The sequence below is a fragment of the Leptospira kirschneri serovar Cynopteri str. 3522 CT genome (genome assembly GCF_000243695.2).
Lineage (GTDB): Bacteria > Spirochaetota > Leptospiria > Leptospirales > Leptospiraceae > Leptospira > Leptospira kirschneri.
The window spans coordinates 117,000-137,049 of record NZ_AHMN02000020.1 but is presented as its reverse complement, the minus strand read 5'-3'; the positions used below and the strand labels follow the sequence as shown (position 1 = coordinate 137,049).

At 35.4% G+C, this 20,050-nt stretch carries 17 protein-coding genes and 3 pseudogenes; 11 read left to right on the top strand and 9 right to left on the bottom strand.

Annotation, left to right across the window (positions count from 1 at the left end; all coding sequences use genetic code 11):
- Positions 1–161 precede the first annotated feature (161 nt).
- A complete protein-coding gene (locus tag LEP1GSC049_RS208985) occupies positions 162–1,526 on the top strand; it encodes a class I SAM-dependent RNA methyltransferase (RefSeq protein ID WP_016561170.1) in 1,365 nt (454 codons plus the stop codon).
- 208 nt (positions 1,527–1,734) lie between these two features.
- Here LEP1GSC049_RS208985 and LEP1GSC049_RS2000000229320 read toward each other — a convergent pair.
- Both LEP1GSC049_RS2000000229320 and LEP1GSC049_RS208990 read right to left on the bottom strand, forming a co-directional pair.
- Positions 1,735–1,941 (bottom strand): annotated as a pseudogene (locus LEP1GSC049_RS2000000229320) (hypothetical protein).
- 337 nt (positions 1,942–2,278) lie between these two features.
- On the bottom strand, positions 2,279–3,433 hold the full coding sequence (locus LEP1GSC049_RS208990; protein ID WP_004754106.1) for a hypothetical protein: 1,155 nt from the start codon (positions 3,431–3,433) through the stop codon (positions 2,279–2,281).
- Positions 3,434–3,704: 271 nt separating this feature from the next.
- Here LEP1GSC049_RS208990 and LEP1GSC049_RS208995 point away from each other — a divergent pair, with 271 nt between their 5' ends.
- Complete coding sequence (locus LEP1GSC049_RS208995; protein WP_004754484.1) at positions 3,705–4,829, top strand: SpoIID/LytB domain-containing protein; 1,125 nt, start codon at positions 3,705–3,707, stop codon at positions 4,827–4,829.
- Positions 4,830–5,236: 407 nt separating this feature from the next.
- On the opposite strand, the gene LEP1GSC049_RS2000000229195 is transcribed toward LEP1GSC049_RS208995, so the two are convergent.
- Positions 5,237–5,515, bottom strand: coding sequence for a hypothetical protein (locus LEP1GSC049_RS2000000229195; protein ID WP_004761723.1), 279 nt, complete (start codon positions 5,513–5,515; stop codon positions 5,237–5,239).
- 203 nt (positions 5,516–5,718) lie between these two features.
- Positions 5,719–5,970, bottom strand: coding sequence for a transposase (locus tag LEP1GSC049_RS2000000229185; protein ID WP_232410861.1), 252 nt, complete (start codon positions 5,968–5,970; stop codon positions 5,719–5,721).
- Between the two features lie 308 nt (positions 5,971–6,278).
- Between LEP1GSC049_RS2000000229185 and LEP1GSC049_RS209000 the strand changes: the two genes are divergently transcribed.
- The 4 genes and pseudogenes from LEP1GSC049_RS209000 to LEP1GSC049_RS209010 all read left to right on the top strand — a co-directional run bounded on the left by LEP1GSC049_RS209000 (position 6,279) and on the right by LEP1GSC049_RS209010 (position 11,396).
- On the top strand, positions 6,279–6,974 hold the full coding sequence (locus tag LEP1GSC049_RS209000; protein WP_004753899.1) for an ABC transporter ATP-binding protein: 696 nt from the start codon (positions 6,279–6,281) through the stop codon (positions 6,972–6,974).
- Between the two features lie 5 nt (positions 6,975–6,979).
- A pseudogene (locus tag LEP1GSC049_RS01390) lies at positions 6,980–9,434 on the top strand (ABC transporter permease).
- A 60-nt stretch (positions 9,435–9,494) separates the two neighbouring features.
- The gene (locus tag LEP1GSC049_RS209005) at positions 9,495–10,406 is read left to right on the top strand and encodes a hypothetical protein (RefSeq protein WP_004754457.1); all 912 of its coding nucleotides are present in this window, start codon (positions 9,495–9,497) and stop codon (positions 10,404–10,406) included.
- 462 nt (positions 10,407–10,868) lie between these two features.
- On the top strand, positions 10,869–11,396 hold the full coding sequence (locus LEP1GSC049_RS209010) for a DUF1564 domain-containing protein (RefSeq protein WP_004753773.1): 528 nt from the start codon (positions 10,869–10,871) through the stop codon (positions 11,394–11,396).
- Positions 11,397–11,462: 66 nt separating this feature from the next.
- Here LEP1GSC049_RS209010 and LEP1GSC049_RS209015 read toward each other — a convergent pair whose 3' ends face one another.
- From LEP1GSC049_RS209015 to LEP1GSC049_RS2000000228585, 3 genes and pseudogenes are all read right to left on the bottom strand, one after another.
- Positions 11,463–12,170, bottom strand: coding sequence for a hypothetical protein (locus tag LEP1GSC049_RS209015; protein ID WP_016748551.1), 708 nt, complete (start codon positions 12,168–12,170; stop codon positions 11,463–11,465).
- Positions 12,163–12,726 carry an orotate phosphoribosyltransferase gene (pyrE, locus tag LEP1GSC049_RS209020; RefSeq protein WP_032828502.1) on the bottom strand — a complete coding sequence of 188 codons (564 nt, stop codon included), beginning with the start codon at positions 12,724–12,726 and terminating at the stop codon, positions 12,163–12,165. Before pyrE ends, LEP1GSC049_RS209015 begins: the two co-directional genes overlap by 8 nt.
- 21 nt (positions 12,727–12,747) lie before the next feature.
- Positions 12,748–12,843, bottom strand: a pseudogene (locus tag LEP1GSC049_RS2000000228585) (orotate phosphoribosyltransferase); the annotation flags it as partial.
- On the opposite strand from LEP1GSC049_RS2000000228585, the gene nadE reads away from it, so the two are divergent.
- Positions 12,842–14,770: an NAD(+) synthase gene (gene nadE, locus LEP1GSC049_RS209025; RefSeq protein WP_016561162.1), complete on the top strand. Its 1,929-nt coding sequence runs from the start codon at positions 12,842–12,844 to the stop codon at positions 14,768–14,770. The pseudogene LEP1GSC049_RS2000000228585 and the gene nadE sit on opposite strands and share 2 nt — an antisense overlap.
- 912 nt (positions 14,771–15,682) lie before the next feature.
- Here the strand turns inward: nadE and LEP1GSC049_RS209030 are convergent.
- Positions 15,683–16,384, bottom strand: coding sequence for an LIC_20245 family lipoprotein (locus LEP1GSC049_RS209030; protein WP_004754291.1), 702 nt, complete (start codon positions 16,382–16,384; stop codon positions 15,683–15,685).
- 113 nt (positions 16,385–16,497) lie between these two features.
- On the opposite strand from LEP1GSC049_RS209030, the gene LEP1GSC049_RS209035 reads away from it, so the two are divergent.
- The 4 genes from LEP1GSC049_RS209035 (at position 16,498) to LEP1GSC049_RS209050 (ending at position 19,567) form a co-directional block, all read left to right on the top strand.
- The gene (locus LEP1GSC049_RS209035) at positions 16,498–17,238 is read left to right on the top strand and encodes an LIC11073 family putative lipoprotein (RefSeq protein WP_004753792.1); all 741 of its coding nucleotides are present in this window, start codon (positions 16,498–16,500) and stop codon (positions 17,236–17,238) included.
- A complete protein-coding gene (gene rsmI, locus LEP1GSC049_RS209040) occupies positions 17,235–17,987 on the top strand; it encodes a 16S rRNA (cytidine(1402)-2'-O)-methyltransferase (protein WP_004754841.1) in 753 nt (250 codons plus the stop codon). The genes LEP1GSC049_RS209035 and rsmI overlap by 4 nt, the downstream gene beginning before the upstream one ends.
- Before the next feature lie 12 nt (positions 17,988–17,999).
- The gene (locus LEP1GSC049_RS209045; RefSeq protein ID WP_004753859.1) at positions 18,000–18,323 is read left to right on the top strand and encodes a flagellar biosynthesis anti-sigma factor FlgM; all 324 of its coding nucleotides are present in this window, start codon (positions 18,000–18,002) and stop codon (positions 18,321–18,323) included.
- 122 nt (positions 18,324–18,445) lie between these two features.
- Positions 18,446–19,567 (top strand): iron-containing alcohol dehydrogenase, encoded by a 1,122-nt coding sequence (locus tag LEP1GSC049_RS209050; protein ID WP_306294009.1) that lies wholly within the window; start codon positions 18,446–18,448, stop codon positions 19,565–19,567.
- A gap of 4 nt (positions 19,568–19,571) precedes the next feature.
- Here the strand turns inward: LEP1GSC049_RS209050 and LEP1GSC049_RS209055 are convergent, their stop codons facing one another.
- Entirely contained in the window at positions 19,572–19,805 is a 234-nt protein-coding gene (locus LEP1GSC049_RS209055; RefSeq protein ID WP_004761607.1) for a hypothetical protein, read from the bottom strand.
- Positions 19,806–20,050 lie beyond the last annotated feature (245 nt).

The following is a 20,050-nucleotide window of genomic DNA, read 5'->3' as shown; positions in this document are numbered from 1 at the left end:
TTGCTTCAATTGTCCATTCAATCCAATACAAACAGATGAAGAATTCATTTTTCAACAACTCTATTAAATAATCCCTCTATTTGGATTTTATAAAGGCTATCGGTTCAATTGTAAAAACAAACTAAGATTTACCCAAAATATAGAATCGATAGACTGGTCATATGTCGGATACGAATACAAATTTAAATCATCAATGTAAAATCGAATTTGTAAATTCTAATCTTCGTGGAATCGGTTTTATAAACGATACTAAAATCGAAGTTCCCTACTCTCTACCAGGCGACGTCTATAACGTAACTTTTTTTAAAAAGAAACGTCGCAAACCTTCCGCCAAACTCGAGTTAGTTTCTCAAACCCAAAGATCTTTTATTCCCCCTTGTTCCGCTTTTACTAAGTGTGGTGGTTGTTCTGCACAACACATTTCTTATCAAGATCAATTTCGTTATAAAACCTCCGGTCTGTTGGAAAGTTACAAAAAGGATTTTGGAATAGTACCGATTTTATATCCGGCTCAAAAAACGTTTTATTATAGAAATCGAATGGACTTTGCGGTATTTCCGGGACCAATCGTAGGTCAAAGAGAAGCGGGCTCCTTTAGGCATATTGTGAATCTGGAAACTTGTCTGATTCAAAGCGAAGAATCCAACGAAGAATTATATAGATTTAGAAATCTAATTTCGAAATTTCCAAATCTACCTTATGATAGAAAATCAGATTCAGGATTTCTAAAATACCTTACTCTTCGAAAAGCAAAAAACACTTCCGAATTGATGACTATTCTTACTTTTGTGGAAGAGTTTAAAGACACGATCGAAGAGAAAGAATTTGGAGATGTATGTTTAAAAAGTCTAAAAGCAAATCATATTCTATTTTGTTTTAATAGAAGAAAAGGGGAAATTTCTGCGACCGGAGAAATCAAAATTCTCAAAGGTAAGGATTTTTATAAAGAACTAGTTTGCGGAAAAGAATTTAGAGTTCCTTTCGATTCTTTTTTTCAACCCAACCCGGAAGGATTCCAACCGATTTTAGATTTTATCGAAAAAGAGATTCCGGATTCATCCGATCATTTAGTCGATTTATTTTGCGGTTCCGGTTTTTTTAGCAGAATTTTTGCACATAAGTTTTTGAAAATAACAGGAATGGATTCAATCGAAAGTTCCTTGGAAATAGCACGCAAACAGATGAATGTCGATTTCCCAAAGATAGATTCTTCATATTTGAAAGTAGATTTATTTTCAAAACATTCATCTTCCGAATTGAAAGTTTTATTTTCGTCTTCGGACAAGAACATTCTGATTGCAGACCCTCCCCGTGCAGGTTTAGGTGAATTCGTTTTAGATGCGTTGAAAGATTCTAAGATCTGTTATTTTTTTTACGTTTCTTGTAACCCTACTTCTCAGAAATCGGATCTATGGAAATTGAAGGATTTTTTCCAAATTCAAAAAATCTTAATTACAGACCCGTATCCTCAAACCCCACATTTGGAATCGGTCGCTTTTTTAAAACGTAAAAATTTTACGATCTGATTCAAAATTGTCGAACTCGAATAGAAGTAAAACTCTGAGTTTCTCGAGCGTCAATAGAATAGAAACGAGACTTCTTGTTTTACAAAACTATAGAATTTTTAAAATTGCCGGAAGAAAAAAACTTCATCAAATCTATGTATGAAATCAAGTTATTATTTGAACGTATAAAATATGAGCAATCCATGAGTTGAAATTTGAACTTTATAGATCAAGTGGGAACTACTGCAAAATTTCGTTCGGAAAAGTATGATTTAAAATTGTAGGAACTCATACTTTTAGAAAATTTTTACTCGCACCTAACTCACGTTAAAATGGAATTTAAATTTTGATGATGACCGTAAAACAGTGGTTTTGTGCAAAAATCGATTGGACGATGGTTCTTTTTGTACTTCCTAATGGTTCTCACAATTTTCAAAGTTTAACTGTAAATCCACGATTTGTGAGAGTTCCCACATCTATCTTTTTTTACAAAAAAATTAACCTAAGAAAAACGGATTTCTCCACGAATTCACGTTATAAAAATAACATTATCCAGAACCTGTTTTAAAGCTTAAAGTGTGGGAACTCTCACAAAAAAGCCAATGATTTCAAGTTAGATATAATTTTTTGAGAATTTCTGCCTCATTGTAAAGTCGGCCATTCATTTTCTGGTATTATTTTCATACGTCCAATTTTTACCAATTCCGCACTATCTAATTTTTCAAAACTCTAATCTTAAAATTTAAAATCAATTTTATAATAAAATTATTATATTATTTTTTAATTATGTGAATCAGACTCGACTTGATTTCTTTTTGCGAAAAATCAAAACCGAAATCTATTTTTCTTTCTCTCATTTTCTGATATAAATTATTTCCGTTATACAACGCTTCTATTTCTAAAACGATCGGTTGATTGACATTAACTTCGGAAACGCTATTGACGCCTTTAATCCCTCGAATCAGTCCCTTTATATCTTTATCTACATAGTCGTCATAAGAAACTCCTTCTATTTTAAGCAGAATCAAATTTCCCGGCTTCCATTTTGTTGATATTTGTTCCCGAATTTTAGGATATATTTTTTCAACCGCCTTTTGAATTGCTTCTTGAGCTCCGGTATTTGGATTTACGTGCAAAACGGCCCCGCTTGTATTATCTGCTGCGATAATTCTTTTCGTATTAACATCATAAATTTTAAACCGAATTACTGCTTGATATGATTTTAATTCACTATTCTCGATTTCTCCGGCGTTTGTCACTTGTGTTTGTCCGACCAATAATATCTGGGCTCCCATTTCTGATGCGGCGGATAATATTCCTGTTTCGAATGTTTGATTTCCGTAAATTACGATCGATTTTCCGGTTTGTTTTGTTAAAACTTTAGCCAATTGATTTTTTTCCAGAAAATCAAATTCTACGAATCTTTTTACGATCGCATTTTCCGATATAGAAGTGTTTGATTTTCCTAGGATCGTCTCGTCAATGATCATCAAAAATTTAGGTTTTCCTAATTCTTTATACCTTTCTTGCAATGAGTCTTCGATCAACTTACGACTTACTTTTCCTTTTGCATCTGCTTCTAATAAGTTTCCTTTTTTGCGAAAAGATCCGATTCTGGAAAATTCAATTACATATCCTTCGGTAGAAGAATTTGTCACCGTCTCTTTGATTTGCCCGTTGATTGTCTGTGATCCGCCCTCGATCAATTCCCCCAACCCTTTTTCCAATATTTTTCTTTTTGCGTTGAGTTCGAAATCCTCTTCGTTTTTACCTTGAACATTTTCTACATATACAAATCGATCCTCGATACCTTCAGCTCCATTTTGTATAGAAGTACAAACATTAACCGAGAAAAAAATCAAAACGCTAAATATCAGATCCGATCTTAGTCCACTTTCGTTTTTAATCTTCTTTTTTGTACATTTCATTATATCTTCCTATTCTAAATGGATCGTTGGTCGATCGTTATAATTTTCTCATTTTTATCGGGCGTTTCACTTTCAATTTAAAACGGTCAAGTTCAATTCTAATTTGTGGGAACTAACACAAATCAGTGATTTTATCGTCATATTCCCAACTTGTGGGAACTAACACACTTTTTTTGAGGGGCGGTGTTACGACCATCCGCCTAAACACTAAAATTTCTATAGGGATTTTGAATTCGATTCGATATTTAAAAAGAGGATTTCTGGAATTTTTATGACCAAAAAAATTATTTTACTCTTCCTTCTTTCAATGATTCTTTTGGAAACGGGTTGTAACACCGTCATCATTCGTGCTTGGACCCCTCCTTATAAAAGTCGTCCCGTCCATGAAATCAGAGTTCTACTCGGAAAAGCCGAGGGGGATCTTCAAATTCGTGGAGACGGAGTTATATCCGTCTACGACGCAAACGATCTTTTGATTAAAAAAGGAATCGACATCATCTCTCTCGACTCTTCTCGTCTAAAGGCTCCGATTCGATTTGTAAGTCAGAACACAAGTCTTGAATTCAAATCGCATAAAGTAAGAGGTTCGATTCATCTAATTCCTCAAAGTCAAGGACCGGCTCTTGTAATCAACGTGCTTCCTTTGGAAGAATATCTTTTAGCGGTTGTTCCCTCGGAAGTTCCTTATAGCTGGCCAATGGAAGCCCTAAAGGCTCAGGCGATTTGCGCGAGAACATATGCAGTTCGTGAAATATTAAATAAAAAGAATGCACTTTACGATGTAGAAGCTACAACAAATTCCCAAGTATACGGCGGAATAGAAAAGGAACATCCATTTACTACAAAAGCAGTTCAAGATACAACCGGAGTTATGGCGGTGTTCGAAGAGAATCCGATCCAAGCTTTCTTTCATTCAAACAGCGGAGGAAAAACAGAAACTCCCGAAAACGTTTGGGGTGGAAAAAAAATTCCCTACCTTTCTATCGTCCCTTCTCATTTTGATCGAGCAGGAGAAAACTTTTATTGGAAAGAAACAGTCTCACAAGATCTAATCAATTCTAAATTTTCAAATTTAAAACTAGGGGAGATTCAATCGATCCAAGTTTTATCCAGAACCTCTTCTGGAAGAGTCGACCTCATGGAACTCAACGGCACAGAAGGCACTTCTAGAATTCGAGGAAAAGAATTCAGACAAATCCTAGGTACTCCGGTTCGTTCTTTACGTTTCGGAATTCAAAAAGAATCAAACGGTTTTCTTATCAAAGGTATGGGTTCCGGCCACGGTGTGGGTTTAAGCCAATGGGGAAGTTTCGGAATGGCAAAAGAGAACTATAACTATATTGAAATTTTAAGATATTATTATCCAGGCACAGATCTAGCGAGAATTACTCGCTAAAGATCGTTTGAATAAAAAATTAGACATAAGTAATTTAAAATTTTATAAAACTATGATATTCATTCATAAAAAATGCGGGAACTCTAACAAATCCCTATTTTTACAGATAAATCTAGAATAAATAACTTTTCGTAAAATGAAAATTACATTTGATTGATTCTTATAAAATCTATTACCGTACATTTTTATTACAAATTACGTTTTAGTGTGAGTTCCCATATTCAATTTTTAGAAAAAATTTTTTATAGAAAAACGTTTTAAGCAAATTTCAAATAAAATAAACTTATAAAAATAGATTTTACATTAGAGCCGGTCTCAAAACTACCTATCAAAAAAATTAAAAGCAATGATAGAGCTTACGAGATAAAGAGATGCAAGATAATTTTCAGATTTTCTTTCCCAACGAATTAGGATAGCCCTGAATCGATTGTGCCAACTGTTAGTTCTTTCAACGACCCATCGTCTAGGTTTTCCTTTATATTTACCAATGAGAGGCTTTTCTGAATATGAGATTGAATGTTTCTTCTTTTGATTAAAACTTCTATATCTTTAAAGTCATATCCTTTATCTAAACAAAGATGTTTTGGCTTCTTTCTTCTTTTTCCAGAAAATATTAGGATTGAATTCAACGTATCTTTTACACCGTGTTTGTCATGAACGTTAGCTCCAGTCAACGTAATTGCCAAAGGAATTCCATTTCCATCTGTAAGAATATGCCGTTTAACCCTAATTTGGCACGGTCTGTAGGGTTTTTCCCAGTTAAGCCCGCTTTAACCATTGCGGATCCATCGAAGCCCAGTCCCATGCTATTTGATTCTTTACATCATAATATTTTAAAATAGATTTATAAGAACCTATCCAGCTTGATCTTTCTGATAAAGCGAAAAACTCAAGCCGTCTCGCTTCTATTGTCGTTCGACGAGTTTTGGGACGCGCTGTAAATCTTTTTGAATACTCCTGCTCGTTCCCATTCTTGAAATCTTCTGTGACAAGTTTGGCCAGATCCAAACTCATTCGGAATGGCACGCCACTGACAGCCTGTTTTCATTCGATAGATGATACCGGCCATTACTAATCGTGTTGGTGACCTCCTTTCGGATTTACCTTTTCTTTCGGGATGAATGGAGCTATTTGTTTCCAAAGTGCATCCGGTATCTCTGAATAATATTTGTCCATTTCACATTGATATGATTACACTTTCTCTGTACAAACAGTTTTGAGACCGGCTCTTATATAAAATGTTTTAATTCTAAAAATTCGCCGAACAAATATATTATGCACAACTGAATCGTACGATTATTCTTTTTAAATTTTATATAATTCCACTCATATAAATATTCAATGAAAGTGTAAGCTTCAATACCGCTGATGATTTTCATCAAAATTAGAATTATTAGGTTTTTCACTTTTCATAAATTTGAATCCTAAATCTACTGTTCTTTCAAAGAAATGACGAACGATAATAAAATCGATTTACAAAGAATCCGAGTTTCTAAATTACATAAATCGTATCAGATCGGAAAAATTAAAACGGAAATCCTCAAAGGTCTGGAATTAGACATTCCAAGCCCATCCATCATCACACTTATGGGGCCTTCCGGCTCCGGTAAATCAACTTTTTTGAATATACTTTCCGGTATAGACACTCCAGACTCCGGAGAAGTTTTTGTAAACGGAAATATGTTACATTCTATGAGTGAAAAAGAACTGACAAAATATAGAAGAGAAAAAACCGGAATTATATTCCAATTTTTTCATCTACTTCCCTATTTGAATGCTTTAGAAAACGTGGCCGTACCACTTTATATTTCCGGAATCGGAAAAACAAAAGCGCACATCATGGCGGAAAAAGCCCTCGAAAATGTAGGACTTTCCGATAGAAAAACTCACAAACCGGACGAACTTTCAGGAGGAGAACAACAAAGAGTAGCAATCGCAAGAGCACTCTGTAAACAACCTTCTTTAATTTTAGCAGATGAGCCCACCGGAAATTTAGACACTAAGAATGCAGAAAATGTAATACAACTTCTTTTAGACCTCCAAAAACAAAACGGATTTACACTTTTTATTGTAACCCACGATCAATGGTTAGGTTCCCTGGGAGAATTCCGTTTAAAAATGGAAGACGGGATTTTAAAGAATTAAACTTCATGTCTTTTCGAATTTATATCCTTTTTTTATTTGAATACTTTCGAAGCCATAAACTAGGAACATTTTTTGCGTTATCCGGAATATCATTGGGAGTTGGACTTTTTATTTCTACTACAGCGAACGGAATCAAAGCAGAAAAAAGTCTGACAGATTTCGCAATGGGATACTTTCAAGGAGAATACAAGATTAAAATATCTTCTTCACTTGGAGATCAGAATCTTCCCGTTTCTCTCATTCGAGAATTATCCGAAGATACTAACCTGACTTGGATTAAAAAAATTGTTCCCCGATTTCAAAAAGAAATCATCGTAAATGATTCTGTCCGAACCGTTTATATCGGCCTAGATTTTTTAAAAGAATCGGGCAAATTACAATACAGACTCAATAAAGAAAATGCAGAATCTTTAATATTCATAAGTCGTTCCCTTTCCGAAAAGATAGACATTTCTGAGATAAACATACGTGCAAATTCCAGAAAATTCACCATTTCCGAACCTGTGGTTTTAGAAACGGAAGGCGGCAATATTCTTATGGAAGACATTGAATCTGCAATGGAAAGGTTCGATTTAAAAGAACACGTTAGTTTCCTTTTAATACAACCGAACGAATTTCTGCCAGAACAAAAAAAAATCTTAGAACAAAAATTAGGCGTCGATTACAGAGTCGAAACGATAGAAGATATTCAAGAAAAATCTTCAAACGCGTTACGCTCCTTTCAGCTCAATCTATTAATAATTTCTTTTATTTCCCTTGTTATAGCTCTTTTTATGGTTTCAAACACTATGTCTGGTCTGTATTTCAGCCGCGAAAAAGAACTGGGAATTTTAAAGACCATGGGACTCAACTCAAAACAAATTTTTTCTCTCTTTATATCTCAGGCACTACTTTTAGGAAGTATGGGAAGTTTGTTAGGATTAGGACTGGGTTTATTTTTTTCAAGACTTGAGTTTTTTAGTCCGGAAACAACTTCTGTAGATCTTTCATATCTCAACACATACCTATCTCTACCTTTCTCCTCTTGGTTTTTAGGTTTGGGAATCGGAACCATCGGTTCTTTTTTGTCCGCCGCACTTCCTTCTTTCAGAGCCGGAAAAATTTCTCCCGTTTCTATCTTAAGAGAGGCCACTTATCCCGTAAACGAGTTTCGTTTATTATCAATAGGAATTTTTTTTCTTTTCATCTTTGTAATTATAGCTTTTCTTCCTTTACGTTGGAAATTTCCGGTTACTGGTTTAATAGGAATCGGTGGAATTGTGATCGGCTTCACGTTATGTTTTCCTTGGTTTTTTAAAATTCTAATATTCCTTTTCTTTAAATTAGGCGACTTATCTGACCGTTCCTTCGTTTTTATAAAAGTCGGTTTAGAAGAAATGAAAAACCAACCTCTTAGAAAAACTCTTACTTCCGCCACCTTAATGCTTGCGACTTCTCTTGTAGTTTGTCTATCAATTTTAACCGATAGTTATAAAAGGTCTCTAAATGATTGGGTTGAAACCGAATTTCCTGCGGAATTTACGATCATCAATGCCGCAAACCTTGCTGCGGGAATCCAGGGAGGAGTTCCACAAGATCTATTAAACGAACTCACTCAAATTCGAGAAATACAATCTTTAGACGGTTTTTCCATCAACACAAGGGCAGAAACAAATCGAGGAAACTTTACAATTCATGCATATACTTTTGCGACCTATGATAATGAGGATTCTCCAGAGCGCATTATAAAAATGGAAAATGAAATTTTAATTTCTTCTAATATGGCTTATCTACAAAACTTTAATATAGGCGATTCGATTTTAATCGAAACAAAATTCGGAAAAAAAGAATTTAAAATTCGGGGAATCAAAGAGCATTTTTTTTCGGAACGAGGAACTATCATGATGGATATTAAAAACTACAAAAAATTTTTCGACCTTGGCGGATATAACTCGATTAAGATATTCTTAAAAAAAGAATCGAATTCAAAAGATGTGGAAAAATCGATTTATCGAATTTTGAAAAAAAATTCCAACTTAAAACTGTTCAATTCAAAAGAACTTAAGGAAATATATACAGAGGGAGTGAACAAGGTATTTGGAATTTTAGGAACTCTTAAAATGACCGCTTTAATTATAGCGATGTTATCTTTAATTTCTTCCCTATTTCACAATCTCATTTCTAAGAAAAATACTTTAGGAATTCTCAAATATTTAGGAGCCGATCAAAAACAACTTGGAAAAATTTTATTGACCGAAAGTATATTTATCACGATCATTTCTGTTTGTTTTGGCATTTTTTCTTTCCCCAATCGTATTGTATGTAGTCAACAAGAATGCATTTGGATGGACTTTAAAATTCACAGTTTCTCCGGAAATACCGATCTTTTTTCTGGCATTCTCTCCTATCCTTGGGGTATTTTCCTGTTTGGTTCCGTTATACACTTTACAAAAATTGAGTTTTCGGATCAGCCGAGAATAGTAGTAAAATCAAAACTAACTTGATTCGAAACCTTATTTGCAATAGGATGCTCTCATTCTTATGAGCGCATTAAGCGAAGTAGCACTACAAATTGCTTCCGAAATTCGGAAAGTGAATCTTCGTGAAGATCAAAGAATTCCGACTTCGGACACTTTTATCAAGGAATTGATGAGTCTCTTTTCGAGAGAACCGGACGAACTTAGAAACATACTAGAAACTCTTCGCACTGCTAAAATTATATTCATCATTAAGATCGTACTTCCAGATGACAAAGCGAGTAAAATGAACGAGCCAGGCGTAGACGCTTATGCATACGCGGATCTCAAAATTCTTAACGACTTAAAATATTATTCGGAAAAAAAATTAGAACGTCTTTATGAGGCGACCTATTATAAAAAGAAATCTCCTTCCACAATTACCAGAGAATTGTTTCCTAAAATCAGGGAATTAAACAACACACCGATCGGACGGATGGTAAACATAGCCGTTATGCTCGAAGAGTATATACGAATGATGAACAATAATCCGAACGATTTTCAGGAAGAATTTCGATCTCAGGCAATGGAGGATTTACTTCTATCTAAAGGAGACACTTCAGAAGCGCCCGTTAGACAAACTCCATTGTCAAATTCTTTCGGACCAAGCCTTTCTCAAAGGGCCACAGATCGTATGGAAATTCCGACTAACATCAATCCAAATAGTCCTTGGGGAAGAATGGTTTCCAAATTTTCGACCGACTTTTTACTTAGAGTACATCTAAGAAAATGTGAATTTGAAACGGTCCGCAAATTAATCACTTCCGGGAAAATAACCAGCGAAGAAAATCTTCGCCTAATCCGTGATAGTTTATTGAAAATGGAAAAAAACGTCAACGTGGATAAAGTTCTTGCTTCTTATCTAGATGAAATGACCGAACTGAGAAGACTCACTCAAAGAAAACTCAATTCAATTGCCAAACCTAAAACGTTTTAGTCTTTTTAAGAGACCGCCCAAAACTATTGGCTTTTTTAAATTTTTAGTTCTTTTAAGATTTTAACGTGAGCAGGAACGTAAGAAAGAATTTTCTAAAAGTATGAGTTCCCACATTTTTAAAGTTTTACCGTAAAATTCTTAATTTGCAGGAGTTCCCACAAATTAAGTCACATTACGAACTTTTAAACGTTTATCTTTCCTAATTAGATCATATGTTTTCTGAATTCATCTGTAAAACCTGAATTTGCAGGAGTTCCCACATTTTGCTTTTACGGAAAAATCAGGTTTTATAAAAAGAATTTCTTACACCGAATTCACGTTTAAACTAACTTCGGTTCCAAAACTAAGATTTCATACAGAAATTTGATTTAAGAATCATTATTTTAGATTTTATAGAAATTCTCTTACAGTTTTTTTCTAAAAATCGGCTCCATTCAATTCCTATCAGGAACCGTAAGAAGTATGGAAACATTATTACTCAATTCTAATAATGAAATTTGTTCCCATCTCGAAGACAATCATTCCGAGACGGTTACTCTATTAATTCCCCAAGATACTTGGTTTCGTTTTTTCGAAAACGATAGGAAAATTCTTCCCAAGAAAATTCCCGAATTTTTAAAAACCTACGGTAAATATCTTTCTTCCCAAAAACATATTGGCAAAAAAGCAGGGAAAACCTTATACCAGCCCAGCCAGAAAAATCAAAAAATGAAACGGGTTAATGTTCGAGTTAAGTCCAAAAATTGGATTCTTTTTGGAATCCTTGCACAAGCACATGGAGTGTCCCGTTGTTATCTTTTCAATTATCTTCTTTGGTTGGAAACCTTGGGTATTGGGGATTCTATCGTCAATACGGTAAATGCGGGTGCTCCCACATTTCACAGATCTTACAGATATATCCTTGACGTCGATCTGTTAAGCCACCAAGTAACCCGGAAATTACGGTGTAAACCTAAACATCAATTTTACATACTAAAAAAACGAATTTAAAACATTCACAAAAAGGAATCAAAGGTAACCTAAATTCACGTAATGCAAATTTAGAATATTAAAAAATTATAATAATTTTAAATATATTACACACTGAGCAATCAAAAGTGCACCCAAAAGAAAAATCCATCTGCGTTTTGCGGAATAAACAAGTTTTACCTTATCCTCCGGAAAATAAATCGCAACGATAAGCGCATTTATATTTGTAATCAAATAAAAGGATTCCATCTTAAAATGAAAAGGTTTGTAAAACAAAGCGCCTAAAGCGGCAAAAGAAGGAATAAAATACAAAAGAGTTTTAGAATGAAAAAAACCGGGGTTTTGTTCTTGAACGATCACCTTTTGACCGAAATTTTTCTCTAACTCGGCTTGAAATCGATCTGGCTCCAAAAGATTCAAAACCGGAATCTGATCTTCTCGAGTGGTAATCAAAAAACGAACATACGAACGAAAAACATCTCTTTCAATCGAAACAACAGATTTCAGTTTGATTTCCAAAAACTGACCTTTAGAATTGAAAAGTTTCAAAAAATTAGAAGTCAATTCTACTTTAGCACCTTTTAAAACTTTCAATTGTCTGGAAAAATTTCTATAAAGTAAAAAACCTAAAAGTACAGAAAGAAGACCGAAAATTTTAACGAAATCGAATCTATTTTCATCGGGAACTTTAAAAAAATTCCAAATAATAAAAGCACAATAAAGAAAAATCACCGCTACCGAACGAAAAATCAGATTTCTTGTAAACTTGGCTGAATCGTACTGGAACTCACTCATGTTCCAAATTACCAAAATCAATTTTTTTGAATATAGGAAACATTTCCACACCTTCCGCAAGAATCACTTCCTTCCCACCTTCTTGACGATCCAAAATACAAACACCTTGGACAACTTTGATTCCACAATCTCTTAAACTATGGATTGCTTGAATCGTAGAACCGCCCGTAGTAATTACGTCGTCTACGACCACACATTGTTTCACCAAATGAGCCGAACCTTCCACCAATTTTTTCGTCCCATGATCCTTGGAAAGTTTGCGTACAATCAAAGGATATACATTCTTATTTTGTTTTCTAAATTCCAAACTGATTCCGTAACAGATCGGATCAGCTCCCATAGTAAGACCACCAAAGGCCTGAGGTAGTAAAATTCCAGATTCGCCTAAATGCTGTTCTACGATAAATTTACATAAAAGCTCCAAACGATCCGGAACAAGAGTAATTTCCTTACAATTAAAATAATGTCTGGATTTCTTTCCGGAAGCTAATGTAAAAGGTTGTTCCGAATAACGATACACATGAGTTCGAATGAGTTCTAAAAGTTCTTGTTTCATAGAAAGTTCTTTCTTAAGTATTTTTAACCAGTGAATTTCCAGGAAAGAATCCGGAAACCCGTTTTCGAAATAAAAAAAACTTTCAAAACGGCTTCCTACATGAATCCTGTAATCCATGCAGTCCGTAAGACTTACGTCCGTTTCTCTCAAAACGAAAGTATTCGATTTTCAAGGGAACTTGGAAAAGATCAAAAGAGTTCTCGAATTAGAGAAAAAATCGGATCTGATTTTATTCCCAGAACTTTGTATATCCGGTTACGGATGCGAAGACGCATTCTATTTTCCAAGAATCTGGAAAAAATCCTGGAGTTCTTTAATACAACTACTCCCTCATACGGAAAATAAGATCATAATAGTTGGCCTACCTATATTCCAAAATCCTTATTTATTCAACTGTGCTGCAGTAATTTGTAACGGCGCTGTAGCGGGAATTGTACCTAAATCCAATCTAGCTTCCACAGGAGTTCATTATGAAAATAGATGGTTCACCAGAGGTGAAGAATCTCAAGAAAATTTCGTAGCTCCAGATGGATCAACGATCCCTTTCGGTTCTCTCGTTTTTGAAACGGACTATTTTTCTTTCGGCGTAGAAATCTGCGAAGACTCATGGGTATTACAAAAACCTTCTATACCACTTGCAGAAGCTGGAACGGATCTAATCCTTTCTCCAGGAGCATCTCATTTTGCATTTGGAAAACAAAGAATTCGTAGACAAATCTTCCAAGAAAGTTCAAGAAGAGAGTCTAACGTATATCTATTTTCTAATTTATGTGGGAACGAATCCGGAAGACTGATTTTCGAAGGCGGTTCCATGATCGTTCAAAATGGGAAATTACTTTCAGAATCAGAAAGACTCTTTTTCGGAGATTTTAGTCTTTGCTCCAACGAGATCGACTTCGAAGCGTCCCAAGCAGATAGAGCAAAAAATTTTCGTCCTTCCGGAAATCGTTTTAGTAAAACAAAATCAACCGAAGAAAATAAAATCTATTTAGGCATAGAATTTCCTAAAAGAACCCCAAAAGTAAACAAATCCTTACTGGAAATTTCAATTTCCAAAGAAGAGGAATCATACCTGGATTTTACGAAAGCGGTGGCATTAGGACTTTTTGATTATCTAATGTATTCCAATACGAAAGGTTATACACTTTCTCTTTCCGGAGGAGCCGACAGTTCTGCGTGCGCCCTGCTCGTAACCGCAATGAAAAAAATCGCAAAATTAGAGTTAGGCGAAAATTTTTTTAAATCCAAAGGAATTCCAGAAGAAAATATACTTTGTACACTCTATCAGTCTACTTCAAATAATTCAGATCGGACTAAATTTCTGGCCAAGTCATTAGCGGAAGAAATTCAATCGATTCACGGAGATTTGACGATCGATTCGGAAATACAAAGTATCTCCGAAAAAATCTCCAAACTTACCGGAATTTTCTTTCGTTGGGATGAACATAACTTAGTTCTACAAAACATTCAGGCGAGAGTTCGTTCTCCTATCATTTGGATGCTCGCCAATTTAAACGGACATCTTCTTCTTTCCACCGGAAATAGAAGCGAAGCAAGCGTAGGTTATACGACAATGGATGGGGATTCTTCAGGATCAATTGCACCATTAACAGGAGTTAGTAAAGAATTTATTTTGAGATGGTTACGTTTTGTTTCAGATGGAAAAGACCCAATCCTTCCGGCATATCCTTCCATCAAAGAAATCATACTCTCTCCACCCAGCGCCGAATTAAAACCACAGGAAGATAAACAAGAAGACGAAAAAGATCTGATGCCCTATCCACTCTTGCAAAAAATAGAAGAGCTATTTATAGTAAGAGGAGCTGGTTTTCCTGAAATCATACAACTTCTTTCCGAAGATTCTGAAATACAATACTTACCTCCCGGATTTTTAGAAGAATCGGTAAAAAAATACATTTCACTGTTTCATAAAAATCAGTGGAAACGGGAAAGGCTTCCTCCTTCATTTCATTTAGACGATTATGGATTGGACCCAAAATCCAGCTTTCGCTTTCCGATTCTTTCAGAGGAAAGTGGATTATAAATTCTGAATATTATAAATTAAATATATATAACAATCCGCTTTAAAAAGCATTTATAAAACCTTAAAAGAATATCAATTTATAATAGAGTTGTTGAAAAATTAATTCTTGATCTGTTTGTATTGGATTGAATGGACAATTGAAGCAATTTTACGAATCTTCACTATGGATTTTTTCAACAACTCTAATAAAGTATTATAAATTCTGAGACATTTCATAGAACAAAACCCTGAACACTATATTTGAATAAGATCATATTTTCTCGTAAAATCGCTGTTTCGTGATGATATTCTAACAATAAATTCATTCTATAAAAGTTCTTCCTTAAAAATTCAAACAGTTAATCTTTTAAATTCTACAAGATCCTTGTAGAATTGATTTTTTTTCGTAGCTTTTGAATAGGATCGTAAGTTCAGAATAATCCAATGCGAAAGCGATTGAAGCGTAGTTAATAAATTGTAACTCAAGACAAAATATTATATTACGTTTCTTTCATGCAATTTATTGACTGGAGCTGAAAGCGCGGTCCGGCAACGCCGGATTCGCCCAATCTTTCTTACGCTAAATTCACGTGAGGTTGGAGTAAGAAATCAATTTTGATATGTCCGAATTGTTCGGGGAAAAATGTGGGAACTCTCACAAATCAAAGTTTTACAGTTAAATCTTAAAAATGTGGGAACTCTCACAAATCAAAGTTTTACAGTTAAATCCTAAAAATGTGGGAACTCTCACAAATCAAAGTTTTACAGTTAAATCCTAAAAATGTGGGAACTCTCACAAATCAAAGTTCTACAGTTAAATCCTAAAAATGTGGGAACTACCACGTTTTATGAAAATCGTGTTTTTAAAATGAAAACGAAATCAATTCTAAATGGAAATCCAAATAGTTTGAAAAATACTTTTGAACCAAATCTCTACAAAATCCCAGCTTGTTTGAACGCGTTTTCCTTTTCTTTTTGAACCTGTTGAAGTTGATTTTTGATAGATTCTTGAATGTTATTCAGTTTCTTTTCGGTCTCTTCTTCTCCCGAACCTTTTTGAAGATCCACAAGATAATTGATAATATCCATTCGATCCTGAGTTTGTTTTTCCATGTTTTGATAATAAGAACGAATTTGATCCTGAGTGGCTGTCCTTGCAAAAACGTTACGCGCCGCTTCCGCAATTCGGCTATCTTCCTGTCTTTTAGCCTCTTTTTCGGCAGGACTTAACTTTTTAGGAATAAGAGAATTATCCGGAAAACGTTCCCGCAACTGACTAAAACGTTCCATCTCTTCATTGGTATAAGGTTTGTTTGTCTGAGGATTCACAGGATTATCCGCATCCGCGGCGTTAGGATCTGCTTCTTTTGGTTCTCCTTTATTGGACTCAATGTATTCTCCCTTTCCAGACTTATAAAAGGAAGAATCAAAAATGGACTCGTTCGTTTTACCTCCAGAAGATCCGGAAGAAGAGGAACTCCCCCCACCTCCACCTAAAAGAAGCGCAACACTATCCGCCTCTTTGCTTTTTCTTTCTTTTTCGCCGGAATCTTCCGAAGAAAAAAGAATCCAAACGAGCACGATCAATGAGACTGAAATTCCAGAATAAATAACTAATTTACGAATGCTTATCACGAGAAACGCTCCGAGAAATTCAGGAAATTTTGATTGTAAGACCGTCGATCCAGGAAATTCTATCCTGGATTCGTTTCTAATTTTTGAGAAATCGAATCCTACGCAAGATAAAAATGCATTTTCAAATCTTTCGTTCTACGTTCCTTCCAATACTTACCTTCATTTGGATTTTATTCGGTTGTGGTATGAATACAGACGTAGCACAATCACCTTTCATATTCATTTCTCCAGTAGGAGTTCCTCAGTTCTTAAGTATCCTAGCCGTAAACGAAGGAATTACAGATACGGCTACAAAAGATACGGACTTTCAATCCGAGCCGAATAACTATAAACCTGAATTTCTAGTTCGTTATTACGTAACCAACGCAGAGCCTCAATTCGTAGGTTATAATCTATACATTACTACAGCGGCTCCTTCGGTCGCAGAAACTCTAACCTCAGGAAACGTCTACTTAGAAAATGGAGTACAACCTTCCTTTCCTCATCTTGCCTCCGAAGCTTCTACAAGTTCTTCTAAACTACAAACTCATAGAGTCCTTAATCAAATTCCTCCTCCGGGAGTATTTCCATTCATCAAGTGTGAGATTTATACGTTCACAATGAGGGCACTTTTAAACAGTGGAATTTTCTCAAATCCATCAACTCCTGTAAAGATGTGTTCTTCTTCTCGTCCTTTTCTTTGTCCTGTAGGTTCCAGTTGTAACCCAGCGGAATGTAACAACTCCTCTTGTACTACAGCAGTAAAACAAAACTGTCCCGTAGGAACTCTTTGTAATCCTTGTACAATTTCTGGATCGGAAGAAACCGGTTGTATTTGTCCTACTGGAGTTTCTCCTCCAGGTTGTAATTTATGAATTCAGAGGAGGAATCTTCGGAAATTCCTCTCGAACCTGGAACTTTATACGTTGTTTCCACACCGATCGGAAACTTGGAAGATCTCACTTTCCGAGCGCTTAGAATTCTAAAAAATACAGACCGAATTCTTTGTGAAAACTCGGGACATTCTAAAAAATTGTTTCGATCTTATTCAATCCATACTCAATGCTCCACACTTTATAAAGACCAATCTGAAAAACCCTACTTTAGTATATTAGAAGAATTGAAAGAAGGAAAAACGTTTGCACTCGTTTCGGATGCGGGAACTCCCGGAATTTCGGATCCGGGTTCTCATTTGATTCGTGTGATTCGACAAAAAGGATTTAAAGTCTCCCCCGTTCCGGGTCCAAGCGCACTGACCGCACTACTCGGAGTTTCGGGATGGCAGGCAAATCCGTTTTTATTTTTAGGATTTTTATCCGAAAAAAAAGGAAAAAAAAGAAATCAACTCTGCGAATGGAAAGAGTTCCAAGGTCTGATTATGATTTTTGAATCCGTTCACAGAATCGAGGATACTTTGAACGCCATCCAAGAAGTATTTTCGGACTGTGAATTTCTAGTAGGTAGGGAAATGACTAAAATTCACGAAGAAATCCTCCATTTTTCTCCTTTTACAACCGAAAAATCAAAGGAATTTGCTTCTAAGGGTGAATTTGTGGTTTTAATCAATACGAATCGTAAAAAAATGCTTAAAGGCTCTATAGGATCGGCCGATAGAATTCAGTAGAGGTAACAAATCATGACTATCGATAAAATCGGTGGGATCGGTGGAAGCGGGTACGAACCGAAAAGAACCACCCCGGTTAAAAAAACGGAATCAAAAGAGACTTTTGACAATGTTTCTATTTCCGATACCGCAAAACAAAAAGCTTCCGAAGCAAAACTACAAGCGGAAATTCAAACTATAACTCGCAAAATTCTTTCTACTCCAGACGATCAGGATCGTTCCGTTAAACTGAAAGAAATCAAAGAAAAGTTAAAAAACGGAGACTATGACAATTTGAGTCCAGAGGTTCTAAATACAATCGCTGATAGAATTTCAGAAACCATGTTGGGGCAATAAAAACTGTACGACGAATCACTGATTTTTACCTCTATCTAAATTAGAAAATCGCTAAGGGTCTCCGGGAGACGACAACGATGCCGATACTCCCCGATTGGGTTCACTATACATTTCCCCCAAAAATCCACTTTGAAGCTGATTGTGGCTACAAAGTGGGTAACTTCGTCAAAAACATAGGTTCTAGAACCGTCATTTTTTCCACACAACAAGAACTAGAAAACATGGACGAACTTTCCGTCATCAAGACTAGTTTAGAAAAACATATCGATGGGGTCATCTTATATGACGACATCGTTAAAGAACCTTCCCCCGAAGAATTGGATACTGCCGCCTACTTTGCAAAAATCGCAAATGCGGATTGTATCATCGGCTACGGTTCTTATGAATCGATCAGTATGTCCAAACTGATCGCTCTACTGATCACAAACGATATTTTTGCGGAGGACATGATTAACGATAGAAAGATAAAACTAAAAAAGCCGATTCCCTTAATTTTGATTCCTACTCATCCTGTTTTCGGTTTAGAATGTTCTCCTATTTCCACAATTCTATTAGGGGATGAAAAGATTACTAGATACTTCTCTCATGAACTTCTTTTTCCTGAACTAATCATAGCAGATCCTAAAATTTCTTCGTTTATGAGTTCCATGGACATTTCTAAAGTAGGGGTGGGAATTTTGGCCGCCGCCGTAGATACGATTCTTTCCAAATTTTCCACAGAACTTACGATCTCTTCCGCGCTCCGTGCAATCGAACTTTTACAAAAGAACTTAATCCCATCGATTCGAGACCCAAAAAACGTAAACTATAAAAACGGTTTATACGCGGCCAGTCTTTTGACAGGAATCGCACAGTCTTCCAGCTCACTCGGACTTTGTTTTGCTCTTTCATTAGCAAGTTCGAATATTACAAATTTAGATATTTTTCAATCCATGTCCATTCTTCTCCCTCACGTAATGGAGTACAATTTAACTTCCTCGGCGGGTAAATACGTAATGATAGCCAGAGCCTTAGACGAGGATATCACCAACATTTCTGTGATCGAAGCCGCAATTAAAGCAGTGGAAGGAATTCGTAAAATTTTTATCGAACTGAAAATTCCTCAAAGACTTTCGGAATACGAAGTGAGAAAGATGGACCTTCCCTCGATCGCAAATCTTGCAGCTTCATTTCCTTTTTTAGATTCTCTTCCGAGGGAACTTCCTAAAAACGAAATCGAAACGATTTTAATCGCTGCGTTTTAAGAGTTTATACTTTTTTTTGAATTACTTCCAAATCGATTTTGTTCACTAAGGACCAAATCGAAAGAATGAACATAATTATCCCGATACAAAATAAAAACATACAATGAGAAAGCATATAAGGTGCTGCGTGCATCAATGTAAATAAATGGGCTCCTCCTAAAATGAAAAAAAATAGAGAACCGCTTAAACTTCGTAACCAAGATAGATTGTAGGTTTTCGGTCTAAGGATCCAGTACAAAATAAGTATCTCTACAATTATCAATAAACAATAAGTTAACCCAGGAATAAGCATGAGGCAACGGAATTTTTCAAACGTGAACTAAATACGGATTCGGTTGTTTACCCGATATTAAAATGAGCGATACACTAAATAGCCAAAGAAATAGGAAGGCATAACGTCGAATCATAATGTCTCATGAAAATTGAATTCTTATTCGTACACAAGCTTTTTACGTATCCTGAAAATGACTAACTACATCAGTT